This is a genomic window from Bradyrhizobium sp. CCBAU 53421, from assembly GCF_015291625.1.
Classification (GTDB): Bacteria; Pseudomonadota; Alphaproteobacteria; order Rhizobiales; family Xanthobacteraceae; genus Bradyrhizobium.
Map to the genome: position 1 here is coordinate 2,155,997 of NZ_CP030047.1, position 13,411 is coordinate 2,169,407.

Below are 13,411 nucleotides of genomic sequence, written 5' to 3' on the forward strand. Positions count from 1 at the left end.
TCGCCTGAGAAATCTTACGCCGCCTTGCGCTTCTTCTTGCGGTCGCCGTCGTCGTCCTCGTCCTCTTCTTCCTCGTCGTCGTCCTCGTCTTCGTCGTCTTCCTCTTCATCGTCCTCCGGATCGATCTCGGTCGATTCGAGTGCGACGAGCGGCAGGGTTTCGCGAAACAGGTCGCCGTCCGTGCCCATCCACAGGCACTCGACCTTGTCCTCGTCGATTTCCACCACCGTGATCGGATGGCCGCCGGATTTCAGCATGACGACATCGCCTGGTTTCAGTTCCATGATTTTCCCTCCGCGCTGGATGACGCGGACGGCAGGCTAGCGACCAGTGATGACAGTCAAATCACGGCCGGCGCCTGGCGCGGCGGATTTGCCGTGAAAACCGCCGCTGCGTTATTTTCGCGCGACCGGAACCAACTCGCTCAGCGAGCGGATGATGCGGTCCGGCTTGATCGTTGAACCCTCCGGCAGGCCAACGCCGTGCACGTCCATCCAGATCGCGTAGATGCCAAGCCGCTGCGGCGCCACGACTTCCCACTCCAGATTGTCGCCGATCATCCAGGTGTCTGACGCCGTGACGCCAAGTGCCTGCATCGCGTGCAGATAGGCGCGCTCCTCGGGCTTGCCGAAACCGTGCTCGCCCTCGATCTGGATGTGATCGAAGCGATGGCCGAGCGCGAAGCGCTCGACCTTGGCGCGCTGCATGTCGGCGGCGCCGTTGGTGACCAGCGCGAGCTTGATGCCGAGCGCCTTGAACGCATCGATCGCTTCATGCGCGCCGGGGAAGACGAACATCTCCTCCTCGCGATAGGCGGTGAAGCGATCGGCGATGCGGTCCGCGAGATCGTCCGGCAGCGCGCGATGGCCGGCCGCCGCGAGCGCCGCGAAGCCGCCCTTCACCGTGAGCCGCCGCGCCTCGCCGAGCTTGATCCGCCAGATCGGCTCGGCGGTCGACCAGAATTGCCGCGCATAGGCCAGCAGCGCAGTCGCGACCTGATCCGGGGGCAGGGGCGCGAGCTCCGCGGCGAACTCGGCGGTGATCGTGTTCCAGGCGATCTCGGGGCGTCCATAGGCCGACAGGATGGTGTCATCCATGTCGATCAGCATCGCGCGCGGCAGCTTCGTTACGGCCATTTCACCTCCGGCGGCAGCGACGACAGGATCGAATCCACATTGCCGCCGGTCTTCAGGCCAAAGATGGTGCCGCGATCGTAGAGCAGGTTGAATTCGACATAGCGCCCGCGGCGGATCAGCTGCTCGTCGCGATCCTCCGCGCTCCAGTCGGCCTCGAAATTGCGCCGCACGAGGTCAGGATAGATCTTCAGGAAGCTGCGCCCGACGTCCTGGGTGAAAGCCAGATCGGCCTCCCAGTCGCCGCTGTCGTGCCAGTCATAGAAGATGCCGCCGATGCCGCGGGCTTCCTTGCGGTGTGGCAGGTAGAAATAGTCGTCGCACCATTTCTTGTACTTGTCGTAGTCGGCGACGCCGTTCGGTCCGCTGCAGGCCTCTTTCATCGCAGCATGGAAGGCGACCGTATCGGGGTCTTCCTGGGTGCGCCGCCGGTTCAGCACCGGCGTCAGGTCGGCGCCGCCGCCGAACCACGCTTTGGTCGTGACGACGAAGCGGGTGTTCATGTGCACGGCGGGCACGTTCGGATTGCGCAGATGCGCGATCAGCGAAATGCCCGAGGCCCAAAAGCGTGGGTCGTCGGCGGCACCGGGAATCTGGGCGCGGAATTCGGGAGCGAATTCGCCATGCACGGTCGAGCAGTGCACGCCGACCTTCTCGAACAGCCGGCCCTTCATGATCGACATCACGCCGCCGCCGCCGGGCTTGCCGGTGTGATCGGTGCGGTCCCAGGGCGTGCGCACGAAGCGGCCGGCATTGCCGGGATAGAGGGCGGAGGGGGCGTCGTCCTCGAGCCTCTCGAAGGCCGCGCAGATGTCGTTGCGCAGCGCCTCGAACCAGCCACGCGCACGCGCCTTGCGGTCCTCGATGATGGCGGGGTCTGTTGGCAGCATGGCTAACCTTGCGGGCCGAAATAGGTGCAGCTCTCGCTGCAGCTGTCGCGATGGACGCTGACGCGGGTCAGCTTGCCCGCGTGTTGCAACCGCTCCCAGATGAAGCGCGAGAGATTCTCCAGTGTCGGCACCCCGATCGCCTCGATCTTGTTGAGGAACTTGTGGTCGAGGGTCTTCTGCACCTCGGCCATGGCGCGTTCGAGCAGGCCGAGATCGACCACCATTCCGGTTTTCGGGTCGGGCGTGCCGCGCACCGTGACTTCAGCGCGGAAGGAGTGACCGTGAATCTCCTCGCTGGCGGTGCCAAAGGTCGTTCCGGACAGCGCATGCGCAGCCTCGAACCGAAACGCTTTCGTCAATTCCCACATCTCGTTCAACAATCCAGTTCTGAGTAGTTCATCATCTAATGCCGAGCGTCTTGTGCGTCTGCACGCTGAGGCGCCATTGCGGGTGCTTCAGGCAGTATGCGATCGCGCGCTCGGTATTCTCGATCACATCGGGGCCGTCCATCGGCTGCAGCGAGAAGCGCTCGAAGGCGAGCCCGGCAAAATCCTCCGGCGCGTTCTCCGGCTGCGGATAGACCAGCTTGAGCTCGTGCCCCTTGCGCACCACGAGCTCGGAGGCGGCCTTCGGGCTGACGCAGATCCAGTCGAGCCCGTCGGGCGGGGCGATGGTGCCGTTGGTCTCGATCGCGATCGCAAAGCCGTGGCCGTGCAGGGCTTCGATCAGCGCCGTGTCGACCTGCAGCAACGGCTCGCCGCCGGTCAGCACCACATAGCGGTCGGCGTGGCCCCCGGTCCATTGCGCCGCAATGGTGCCGGCCAGCTCCTCGGCGGTCGTATAGCGACCGCCCAGCGTGCCGTCGGTGCCGATGAAATCGGTGTCGCAGAACCGGCAGACGGCGCCTGCGCGGTCCTGCTCGCGGCCGCTCCAGAGGTTGCAGCCGGCGAAGCGGCAGAACACGGAGGCCCGGCCCGCTTGGGCGCCTTCGCCCTGCAGGGTGAGAAAGATCTCCTTGACCGCGTAGCTCACCAAAAATCCCTTAAGTTGCCGAACCGGCAATTCCTGAACCGGCAAATCCTGTCTGTCGCAGCGCCTCACCGACTGCCATGGCCACGGTGACCGCCACATTGAGCGAGCGCAAACTCGGCTTGATCGGAATCAGCAGCCGCGCGTCCGCGACGGCCGCCACCGCGTCGGTCACCCCTGCCGTTTCGCGCCCGAACAGCAGCACATCGGAGGCCGAATACGCGAAATCAAGGTATGATTTCGCCGCTTTGGTCGTGAACAGGACCAGTCGGCATCCGGCCTCGGCCCGCCATTCCTCGAATTTCGACCATGAGTCGTGACGCTTCAACCGCACATGGTCGAGATAGTCCATACCCGCCCGGCGGAAATTCCGGTCCGAGGTGTCGAATCCCGCCGGTTCGATGATATGGGCTGCGACGTCCAGGCAGGCGCAGAGGCGCAGAATCGTCCCTGTATTCTGGGGGATGTCGGGCTGGAACAGCGCGATCTGCATGGTGCGGGCGACCTGTGAAATCCGGATGAAATTGTCTCAATAAAACATCGCTCGGCGCGGATTTCGTGCATTGCACGTGTGCGAGCCGATAGCGGGCTTGCGCTCGTCCGGCAAGGGTGCCAATAGAACGATTCTGGACTGCTGTTCCGCCATTTGGGGTGGGGAATAGCGGTTTTCTGCCGCCGCGGGGGCCGCGGGCGCCGGCAGCCTTTCTTGGGGCGCGTCCTGCGTCTCCGGGGCGGTTCCACCGGCTGCAGAAAAGAAAGGGCTAGGAATCGTGACGACAGCGTCTTCGGCGGACCATCCGACACGCCGTGATTTTCTCTTTGTTGCAACCGGAGCTGCCGCCGCGGTCGGCGCAGCCGCCACCGTCTGGCCGCTGGTTGCCCAGATGAACCCGGACGCCGCCACGATCGCGGCCGGCGCGCCGATCCAGGTCGATCTGACGCCGATCGCCGAGGGCCAGGACATCAAGGTCTTCTGGCGCGGCAAGCCGATCTACATCAGCCATCGCACCAAGAAGCAGATCCAGGAGGCCCAGAGCGTGGCGCTCTCGAGCCTGCCCGATCCGCAGCCCGACTCGGCCCGCGTCAAGGCAGGCCATGACCAGTGGCTGGTCGTGATCGGCATCTGCACCCATCTCGGCTGCATCCCGATCGCCCATGAGGGCAATTACGACGGCTTCTTCTGCCCCTGCCACGGCTCGCAGTACGACTCCTCTGGTCGTATCCGCCAGGGGCCGGCGCCCGCCAACCTGGCGGTGCCGCCCTACGCCTTCCTTTCCGACACCAAAATCCAGATCGGCTAAGTCCCGGACCCTCCGGGATTTCGGCTTCCCCTTGGACCCATCGCGTCGTTTTTCTTCTTCAGGATCGCATCAATGAGCGGACCATCTGATTTCCAACCGAGCAACCCCGCCTTGAAGTGGATCGAACGGCGTCTTCCGATCTTCGGCCTGATCCACTCCTCCTTCGTGGCCTATCCGACGCCGCGCAACCTGAACTACTGGTGGACCTTCGGCGCCATCCTTTCGATGATGCTGGCGCTGCAGATCCTGACCGGCGTGATCCTGGCGATGCACTACACGCCGCACGCCGATCTCGCCTTCAAGTCGGTCGAGCTGATCGTCCGCGACGTCAACTACGGCTGGCTGCTGCGCAACATGCATGCCTGCGGCGCGTCGATGTTCTTCTTCGCCGTCTACATCCACATGTTCCGCGGTCTCTATTACGGGTCGTACAAGGAGCCGCGCGAGGTGCTGTGGATCCTCGGCGTCATCATCTACCTCTTGATGATGGCGACCGGCTTCATGGGCTACGTGCTGCCGTGGGGCCAGATGAGCTTCTGGGGCGCCACCGTCATCACCAACCTGTTCTCGGCCGTGCCGTATTTCGGCGAGAGCATCGTGACCCTGCTGTGGGGCGGCTATTCGGTCGGCAACCCGACACTGAACCGCTTCTTCTCGCTGCACTATCTGCTGCCGTTCGTGATCGCCGGCGTGGTCGTGCTGCACGTCTGGGCGCTGCACGTCGCGGGTCAGAACAACCCGGCCGGCGTCGAGGCCAAGACCGAGAAGGACACCGTTCCGTTCACGCCCTATGCGACGATCAAGGACGCGTTCGGTGTGTCGTGCTTCCTGATCTTCTTCGCCTGGTTCATCTTCTACATGCCGAACTACCTCGGCGACGCCGACAACTACATCCCGGCGAACCCGGGCGTGACCCCGGCGCACATCGTGCCTGAATGGTACTACCTGCCGTTCTACGCGATCCTGCGCTCGATCCCGAACAAGCTCGCCGGCGTCGTGGCGATGTTCTCGGCGATCATCATTCTGTGCTTCCTGCCCTGGCTCGACAGCGCACGGACCCGTTCGTCGAAGTATCGTCCGCTGGCCAAGCAGTTCTTCTGGATCTTCGTGGTGGTCTGCATCCTGCTCGGTTATCTCGGCTCGCAGCCGCCGGAAGGCATCTACGTGATCGCCGGCCGCATCCTGACGGTGTGCTACTTCGCCTACTTCCTGATCGTGCTGCCGCTGCTCGCCCGCATCGAGACGCCGCGCCCGGTGCCGAACTCGATCGCCGACGACGTGCTGGCGAAGAGCAAGGGCAGGGCCGTGACCGCAGCCTCGGTGATGCTCGCGCTGGTGGTGGCCGGTGGCCTGTTTGCCGGTAGCACCCAGAACGCCAGGGCCGAGGAGGGCGGCGACACCCCGCCGGCCCAGAGCTGGTCGTTCTCCGGTCCTCTCGGCACGTATGACCGCGGCTCGCTGCAGCGTGGCCTGAAGGTCTACAAGGAGGTCTGCTCGGCCTGCCACGGCCTCTCCTATGTCGCGTTCCGCAACCTCGCCGATGCCGGCGGCCCCGGCTATTCCGAGGCGCAGGCGGCCGCGTTCGCGTCCGAGTACAAGATCAAGGACGGCCCGAACGACCAGGGCGAGATGTTCGAGCGCCCGGGCCGCCCGGCGGATTACTTCCCGTCGCCGTTTCCGAACGAGCAGGCCGCACGCGCAGCCAATGGCGGCGCGGCGCCGCCCGACCTCTCGCTGATCACCAAGGCGCGGTCCTACAAACGCGGTTTCCCGCAGTTCGTGATCGACTTCTTCAGCCAGTACCAGGAGCAGGGCCCCGACTACGTCGACGCGATCCTGCAGGGCTTCGAGGACAAGGCTCCGGCCGGCGTCACGATCCCGGAAGGCTCGTACTACAACAAGTACTTCCCCGGCCACGCCATCAAGATGCCGAAGCCACTGTCCGACGGTCAGGTGACCTTCGACGACGGCTCGCCGGCGACGGTCAAGCAGTACGCGCATGACGTCACCACCTTCCTGATGTGGGCCGCCGAGCCGCACATGGAAGCGCGCAAGCGGATCGGCATGCAGGTGTTCTTCTTCCTGGTGGTGTTCGCCATCCTGATGTACTTCACCAAGCGCAAGGTCTGGGCCGACGCTCACTGAGCTCAACCGTCGCGCGTTTGAAAAAGCCCCTTCGGGGGCTTTTTTGTTTGTGCGTGTTCGAGGCTTGGTTTGCGGGAAGCGCGCTCGTGCTTCCGCAGTCATGACGAGTGCGCGAGGGGGCGGCAGGGCGATTGCGTCCGCCATCGAGTACGGACAAAATGCCGGCCAATCAGCCGGCAAACATTGCGGAGGAACTCATGGGTACCAGCATCAACTTCAAGCGTCCGGACGGCAAGGAAGCGTCAGGCTATCTCGCCAATGCCGCGCGCGGCAACGCGCCCGGGGTGGTCGTGATCCAGGAGTGGTGGGGGCTGCAGGACCAGATCAAGGGCATGTGCGACCGCTTCGCACGGGCCGGTTTCGATGCGCTGGCGCCCGATCTCTACAAGGGCAAGGTGGTGCCGTATCACGACACCGACGCGGCCGGCAAAGAGATGAACTCGCTCGACTTCATGGACGCCACCACGCAGACGGTGCGCGGCGCCGCGCAATATCTCGGCAAGAACGGCGCCAAGGTCGGCCTGACCGGCTTCTGCCTCGGCGGCGCCGTGACCATCATCGGCGCCACCAAGATACCGGAATTGACGGCCGGTGTGGTGTTCTACGGCATTCCGCCGGAGCAGGCGGCCAAGCCGGCGGACGTTCGGATTCCGCTGCAGGGCCATTTCGCCACCAAGGACGATTGGTGCACGCCGGCGCTGGTCGATGGTTTCGAGAAGGCGATGAAGGCCGCCGGCAAATCGCTGGAGCTGTACCGTTATGACGCCGAGCACGGCTTCGGCAACGAGCAGCGCCTGTCGGTGCACGACCGGCAGTGTGCGGAACTGGCCTGGGACCGTGCGACGGACTTCTTCAAGAAGCATCTGGGGTAGGCGGCGTTCGCGATCACCATCGTCGTCCCGGCCTTCGCCGGGACGACGATGGTGAGTCAACTCTCCGCCTTCACCCCGTCCCACCACGGGCAGGTGCCCGACATCAGCTTGAAATTGCCTTCCAGCACCTGCACCGGGGCGCGCTTGCCCTCGGCGGCGGCGCGCATCCGCATCTCGCGCGCGACGGCGCGGTCCTCCGCCGACAGCCAGACCCGTTCGTGGCCCCAAAGGCTTGGGCCGTCATACATCTCGAACGGCGTCCAGCTCGCAGGATCGATCTCGCGGCCGCCCCAGCCGCACTCGACCATGAAGGCTGACGGCGACTTGGCGTAGAACGACGTCATCAGATCGTTGGTGTGGCGGCCGAGCGTGACGTTGACCCGGTCCTCCTTCATCGCGATGTCGTAGGCCTGACCGACATCGTCGAGCGAGAACAATTCCACCATCAGATGATGCATGCCGTTGGTCCCGGTCTCGATCAGCGCCAGCGAATGGTGACGCGCATTGACGTGGAAGAAATAGGCGCGGAACGGTTTTTCGATGTAGTCGCTGAGGCCGAAGCCGAGCACGTCGACATAGAAGCTCATGACCGGTGCGATGTTCTCGACGGTCAGCACCGCGTGGCCGAGCCCGAGCGCGCCGGTACGGAAGCCGGAGATCGAGCGTCCCGGCTTGAACGGCGTGTCGTCGATCTCGGGGCCATGGAACGCCTCCAGACGGTTGCCCGCCGGGTCCTGGAACGAGATCAATCCGCGGACCCGCCGGCTATCTGCGAGCGCCTGCGGCTCGGCGGTGACGGCAACGCCGGCGCGCTCCAGCCGAGCCGCCAGCGCGTCGAGCGCTGCGGCGTCCGCCAGCTCCCAGCCGAAGAACCTCGTCCCTTCGCCCTGCGCGCGGTCGATCACGATGCGTTGCTTGCGGTCGTCCATCCGGAAGGCGAGCAGCGAGTTGCCGCGCTCGATCGCCTGCAGCCCGACCAGGCCGGTGCCGAATTGCCGCCAGTCGTCCAGCGCGTCGGAGCCGAAGCCGGCATATCCGAGACCCAAAATCGGCATCTGCGTCTCCACCATTCTGTCTGTTTTTTGGGCGGCTGACCGGCCGCCATTTCGACAAATCCTACGCGGATTCCGGTCGCTTCAAACCCCGAAAATGCCGTCCCGCCTTGGGGCAGGGGAATGGGCGATCCCTTGACACGGCGCGCGGCGGGTGGTGAGTAACGGCCATGAGCACCGTTGCCAGTCCATCCCGTCGTTGGTGGCCCACCTTCTCATAGGTGGCCGGTGCGTTTTCTTTTTTCACAAACGTCGAAGGTCGCCATCGCAGTGCGACGGTCCCTTCGTTTGTCCTGTGTGGCGCTCTCTTCCCAAGTCTCGTAAGAGGATCACATGAACAGGACAGTCTTCTCCCTGCCGGCCAAGAGCGAATACCTGACCAATGGCGGCCTTGCGGTCGCGCGCGTGGTCGAGCAATTCACCGGCGGCGCCAACCGCCTCGACGACCTGATCGCGCTCTTGGACCGCCGCCGCGGCGTGGTGCTGTCCTCGGGCACGACAGTGCCCGGCCGCTACGAGAGCTTTGACCTCGGCTTCGCCGATCCGCCGCTGGTGCTGGAGACCTCAGGCACCGACTTTTCGTTGCAGGCGCTCAACCCGCGCGGCGAGGTGCTGATCGCCTTCCTCGGCGACGTCTTGCGCGAGCCCTGCGTCGTGATCTCGGAGCGGAGCGCAACGCGGCTCGCCGGTCATATCATCCGCGGCGCCGCGCCGGTCGAGGAGGATCAGCGCACCCGCCGCGCCAGCGTGATGTCGCTGGTGCGCGACATGGTGGCGGCGTTGTCATCCAATGCCGATCCGCTGCTCGGCCTGTTCGGCGCCTTCGCCTACGACCTCGTGTTCCAGATCGAGGACCTCGTGCAGAAGCGCGCCCGCGAGGCCGACCAGCGCGACATCGTGCTCTACGTGCCGGACCGGTTGCTGGCCTATGACCGCGCCACCGGCCGCGGCGTGGCGCTGAATTACGAGTTCGCGTGGAAGGGCAAATCCACCGCCGGCCTGTCGAACGAAACCGCGCCGAGCCTCTACGCCAAGACCGGGCGGCAGGGCTTTGCCGATCACGCGCCGGGTGAATACCAGGCGACCGTCGAGGTCGCCCGCGCGGCGTTCGCCCGCGGCGACCTGTTCGAGGCGGTGCCCGGGCAATTGTTTGCCGAGCCCTGCGAGCGTTCGCCGGCGGAAGTGTTCCAGCGGCTCTGCCGGATCAACCCGTCGCCCTATGGCGCGCTGATGAATCTCGGCGACGGCGAATTCCTGGTCTCCGCGTCGCCCGAGATGTTCGTGCGCTCCGACGGCCGCCGGGTCGAGACCTGCCCGATCTCCGGCACCATCGCGCGCGGCTCGGATTCGATCGGCGATGCCGAGCAGATCCGTAAACTGTTGAACTCGGAGAAGGATGAGTTCGAGCTCAACATGTGCACCGACGTCGACCGCAACGACAAGGCGCGCGTCTGCGTGCCCGGCACCATCAAGGTGCTGGCGCGGCGGCAGATCGAGACCTACTCAAAACTGTTCCACACCGTCGACCACGTCGAGGGCATGCTGCGGCCGGGCTTCGATTCGCTCGACGCCTTCCTGACCCATGCCTGGGCCGTGACCGTGACCGGCGCGCCGAAATTGTGGGCGATGCAATTCGTCGAGGATCATGAGCGGTCGCCGCGGCGCTGGTACGCCGGCGCGATCGGCTGCGTCAATTTCGACGGCAGCATCAACACCGGCCTCACCATCCGCACCATCCGCATGAAGGACGGCCTCGCCGAGGTGCGCGTCGGCGCCACCTGCCTGTTCGACTCCGATCCCGCGGCCGAGGACCGCGAGTGCCAGGTCAAGGCCGCGGCGCTGTTTCAGGCGCTGCGCGGCGATCCGCCGAAGCCGCTGTCGGACTTCGCGCCCGACGCTACCGGCTCGGGCAAGAACGTGCTCTTGATCGACCACGACGACAGCTTCGTGCACATGCTGGCGGATTACTTCCGCCAGGTCGGCGCCAACGTCACCGTGGTCCGGCACATCCATGCCCAGGACATGCTGAAGAAGAAGGGCTGGGATCTGCTGGTGCTGTCGCCCGGGCCGGGTCGCCCGGAGGATTTCGGCATCGCCAAGACCATCGACACCGCGCTGGAGAAGAAGCTGCCGATCTTCGGCGTCTGTCTCGGCGTGCAGGCGATCGGCGAATATTTCGGCGGGGAGCTCGGCCAGCTCGGCCAGCCCGCGCATGGCCGTCCCTCGCGTGTCCTGGTGCGCGGCGGCAGGCTGATGCACAATTTGCCGAATGAGATCGTGATCGGCCGCTACCACTCGCTCTATGTCGAGCGCGACAGCGTGCCCGAGGTGCTGGCGGTGACCGCGACCACCGAAGACGGCGTCGCGATGGTGATCGAGCACAAGACCCTGCCGGTCGGCGGCGTGCAATTCCATCCGGAATCGCTGATGTCGCTCGGCAACGAGGTGGGCCTGCGCATTGTCGAGAATGCATTCCGGCTTAATCCGCCGGCCAATTGAGGATTGCGAGATCAATGACCTTCGACCACGACATCAAGGCGACCGTTCGCACCATCCCGGACTACCCGAAGAAGGGCATCCTGTTTCGCGACATCACGACGCTGCTCGCGGACGCCCGTGCCTTCCGCCGCGCGGTCGATGAGCTGGTGCACCCCTGGGCGGGGGCGAAGGTCGACAAGGTCGCAGGCATCGAGGCCCGCGGCTTCATCCTCGGCGGCGCGGTGGCGCATCAGCTCTCCGCCGGCTTCGTGCCGATCCGCAAGAAGGGCAAGCTGCCGCACACCACGGTGCGGATTGCCTATTCGCTGGAATACGGCATCGACGAGATGGAGATGCACGCCGACGCCGTGCAGCCCGGCGAGCGCGTGATCCTGGTCGACGATCTGATCGCGACCGGCGGCACCGCGGAGGGCGCGGTGAAGCTGCTGCGCCAGATCGGTGCCAACGTGGTTGCCGCCTGCTTCATCGTCGACCTGCCCGATCTCGGCGGTGCGGCCAAGCTGCGCGCCATGGACGTGCCGGTGCGCACGCTGATGGCGTTCGAGGGGCACTAATCTTCTCTTGCCTCGCCCCGCTTGAGGGGAGAGGCCGGATCGCATGGCAATGCGATCCGGGTGAGGGGGAGTCTCCGCGCGCTCCAAGCCTGATTGTATTTGCGGAGCTAAAGCGTGATGGCATTAGGTTCGATAGCCTGAGTTTTTCAGGTAGTTGGCGCATTCCACGGATGTGAAGGCCTCGAGTGCGTGACCGATTGCGGCGCAGACCGCGTCGACGGTTCGCGCGGCAGCTTTGCGGACGAGTTGCTTGAGCTTGGCAAAGACCTGTTCGATCGGATTCAGATCGGGCGAGTATTTTGGCAGGAAGAAGAGTTTGGCGCCGACCGAACGGATGAGTTGGCGAACCGCCTTGCTCCTGTGGCTGCCGAGGTTGTCCAAGATGACGATATCGCCGGGTCGAAGGACAGGCAGAAGAACCTTCTCGACATAGGTGCGAAAGCTCACGCCGTCGATTGGCCCCTCGATGAACCATGGCGCATCGATCCGGTCATGGCGCAGGGCCGCCAGGAAGGTCATGGTCTTCCAGCGGCCGTGGGGGACCTTGGCGTGAAGTCTGCGCCCGCGCGGCGCCCATCCCCGCAAGGGCGCCATATCGGTCCGGGTCCAGGTCTCGTCGATGAAGACCAGCCGCTCAGCTTCGACGCGATCTTGATACTTTGCCCACTGGGCTCGCCGCCGCGCGACCTCGGGTCGATCGCGTTCCCCAGCCGCCACGCTTTTTTTTGAAGCTGAGCTTCTCGGCATGCACGAAGTCCCACACCGAGTGGTAGTCGACCTTCAGACCACGTCCGGCAAGCTCGGCGACGAGACCACGTATGGTGAAATCGCCGTCCTTGATCCGTTGTGACAGCCAGACCGCATGCTCGCCCGAAATTGCCTTCGGCTTGTAGCCGCCGATCTGGCCAGGCTCAACGCTGCCGGTCTCATCGACCCGCTTCATCCAACCGATGGCCGTGCTGATCGCCACCCCAAACTGCTTGGCGGCCTGATTGCGGGACATTCCGCCCTCAATCGCGGCTACCACACGCTTGCGAAGATCCAGAGAATACGGCTTGCCCATCCATGCTGGCCTCCGTCCAGCCAGCATGATGAATCAGAAACCAGCTGATTTGGGAATCCCAAATCGATTCAGACTAAACTCATCCCGCTTTAGCCCCTCACCCCAACCCTCTCCCCGCAAGAGCGGGGCGAGGGAGTAGCGTTATCCCCGCTGCAGCAGCATGCTCAGTTCGAGATCGCGGAACGTGGTGTAATTCCGCCGGATCCACTGATGCAGTTCGGTCGATGAGTCCTTCTCCTGCCGCAGATAGCCGGTGAAGGAGAAGGTCAGCCGGTCGATATAGGTCTTCAGGAACACCGGCAGCGCGCGGAAGCGCAGCACCCGACTGGCGGTCATGACCGGCGGCAGCTCGCCACGCACCACGAACTCGTTGTCGATGACGATGAGCGAGTTCGGCGGGATCATGCCGGCCAGCGTCTGGTAGCCGTGCACCGAGGCGCGGTCGGTATCGGCGACGTACAGGATGACCGGCGAGACGCGGCGGCGCAGCGCCTCCTTCATCAGCCCGATCTGGTCGCACATCTTGAAGAATTCATCGAAGGCGTGGTAGCCGAGGTCGATCACCTTGGCGATGCCGTCATTGACGATGACGCGGTCCATCAGCTGCATCTTGCCGTAGGTGTCGATCACGTCGGCGGTTTCCGTGATCCGCGGCAGATAGTCGAGCAGCGACGGCTCCTTCAGGTTGATGTCGTAGCAGACGACGTCGCCGTTCTTGAGCAGCAGGAATTCACCGAGCAGCCGCGCGATCAGCGTCTTGCCGACCTGCGGGCGGGGCGAGCAGATGATGTAAACGGGCGTGGACGACATCGTCCGCTATATCAGGCCAAATTTTCGCCTAATCCAGCCCCATCGCCGCCCCCGGACGCGATT

General features: G+C 64.7%; 14 protein-coding genes. 5 read left to right on the top strand and 9 right to left on the bottom strand.

Annotated features, from left to right (window positions below):
- Positions 1-14: 14 nt before the first annotated feature.
- The 6 genes from XH92_RS10200 to XH92_RS10225 form a co-directional block, all read right to left on the bottom strand.
- On the bottom strand, positions 15-284 hold the full coding sequence (locus XH92_RS10200; protein WP_194459099.1) for a YodC family protein: 270 nt from the start codon (positions 282-284) through the stop codon (positions 15-17).
- 111 nt (positions 285-395) lie between these two features.
- Positions 396-1,136 carry an HAD family hydrolase gene (locus tag XH92_RS10205; RefSeq protein ID WP_194459100.1) on the bottom strand — a complete coding sequence of 247 codons (741 nt, stop codon included), beginning with the start codon at positions 1,134-1,136 and terminating at the stop codon, positions 396-398.
- Positions 1,127-2,023, bottom strand: a complete 897-nt coding sequence (gene hemF / locus XH92_RS10210) for an oxygen-dependent coproporphyrinogen oxidase (RefSeq protein ID WP_194459101.1) — start codon at positions 2,021-2,023, stop codon at positions 1,127-1,129. The genes XH92_RS10205 and hemF overlap by 10 nt, the downstream gene beginning before the upstream one ends.
- Positions 2,024-2,025: 2 nt before the next feature.
- On the bottom strand, positions 2,026-2,391 hold the full coding sequence (locus tag XH92_RS10215; protein ID WP_194461202.1) for a 6-carboxytetrahydropterin synthase: 366 nt from the start codon (positions 2,389-2,391) through the stop codon (positions 2,026-2,028).
- A gap of 31 nt (positions 2,392-2,422) precedes the next feature.
- Positions 2,423-3,055, bottom strand: coding sequence for a 7-carboxy-7-deazaguanine synthase (gene queE, locus XH92_RS10220; protein ID WP_194459102.1), 633 nt, complete (start codon positions 3,053-3,055; stop codon positions 2,423-2,425).
- A 10-nt stretch (positions 3,056-3,065) separates the two neighbouring features.
- A complete protein-coding gene (locus XH92_RS10225; RefSeq protein WP_194459103.1) occupies positions 3,066-3,545 on the bottom strand; it encodes a tRNA (cytidine(34)-2'-O)-methyltransferase in 480 nt (159 codons plus the stop codon).
- Between the two features lie 277 nt (positions 3,546-3,822).
- Between XH92_RS10225 and petA the strand changes: the two genes are divergently transcribed.
- From petA to XH92_RS10240, 3 genes are all read left to right on the top strand, one after another.
- Positions 3,823-4,353 carry a ubiquinol-cytochrome c reductase iron-sulfur subunit gene (gene petA, locus XH92_RS10230; protein WP_194459104.1) on the top strand — a complete coding sequence of 177 codons (531 nt, stop codon included), beginning with the start codon at positions 3,823-3,825 and terminating at the stop codon, positions 4,351-4,353.
- Positions 4,354-4,425: 72 nt separating this feature from the next.
- Entirely contained in the window at positions 4,426-6,498 is a 2,073-nt protein-coding gene (locus XH92_RS10235; RefSeq protein WP_194459105.1) for a cytochrome c1, read from the top strand.
- A gap of 197 nt (positions 6,499-6,695) precedes the next feature.
- The gene (locus XH92_RS10240) at positions 6,696-7,370 is read left to right on the top strand and encodes a dienelactone hydrolase family protein (protein WP_194459106.1); all 675 of its coding nucleotides are present in this window, start codon (positions 6,696-6,698) and stop codon (positions 7,368-7,370) included.
- 56 nt (positions 7,371-7,426) lie between these two features.
- Here the strand turns inward: XH92_RS10240 and XH92_RS10245 are convergent, their stop codons facing one another.
- Positions 7,427-8,425 carry a VOC family protein gene (locus XH92_RS10245; RefSeq protein ID WP_194459107.1) on the bottom strand — a complete coding sequence of 333 codons (999 nt, stop codon included), beginning with the start codon at positions 8,423-8,425 and terminating at the stop codon, positions 7,427-7,429.
- Positions 8,426-8,755: 330 nt separating this feature from the next.
- On the opposite strand from XH92_RS10245, the gene XH92_RS10250 reads away from it, so the two are divergent.
- Positions 8,756-10,921, top strand: coding sequence for an anthranilate synthase component I (locus XH92_RS10250; protein WP_194459108.1), 2,166 nt, complete (start codon positions 8,756-8,758; stop codon positions 10,919-10,921).
- 14 nt (positions 10,922-10,935) lie between these two features.
- Positions 10,936-11,475 (top strand): adenine phosphoribosyltransferase, encoded by a 540-nt coding sequence (locus tag XH92_RS10255; RefSeq protein WP_018273383.1) that lies wholly within the window; start codon positions 10,936-10,938, stop codon positions 11,473-11,475.
- 123 nt (positions 11,476-11,598) lie between these two features.
- Here the strand turns inward: XH92_RS10255 and XH92_RS10260 are convergent.
- Together XH92_RS10260 and XH92_RS10265 are read right to left on the bottom strand one after the other, a co-directional pair.
- Positions 11,599-12,538, bottom strand: a protein-coding gene (locus XH92_RS10260) for an IS630 family transposase (protein ID WP_371817871.1) whose coding sequence is annotated in 2 segments (ribosomal slippage) — positions 11,599-12,201 and positions 12,203-12,538 — 939 coding nt in all. Because the reading frame shifts where the segments join, the coding sequence is not laid out codon by codon here.
- A gap of 141 nt (positions 12,539-12,679) precedes the next feature.
- Positions 12,680-13,348 carry a hypothetical protein gene (locus XH92_RS10265; RefSeq protein ID WP_194459109.1) on the bottom strand — a complete coding sequence of 223 codons (669 nt, stop codon included), beginning with the start codon at positions 13,346-13,348 and terminating at the stop codon, positions 12,680-12,682.
- Positions 13,349-13,411: the final 63 nt, after the last annotated feature.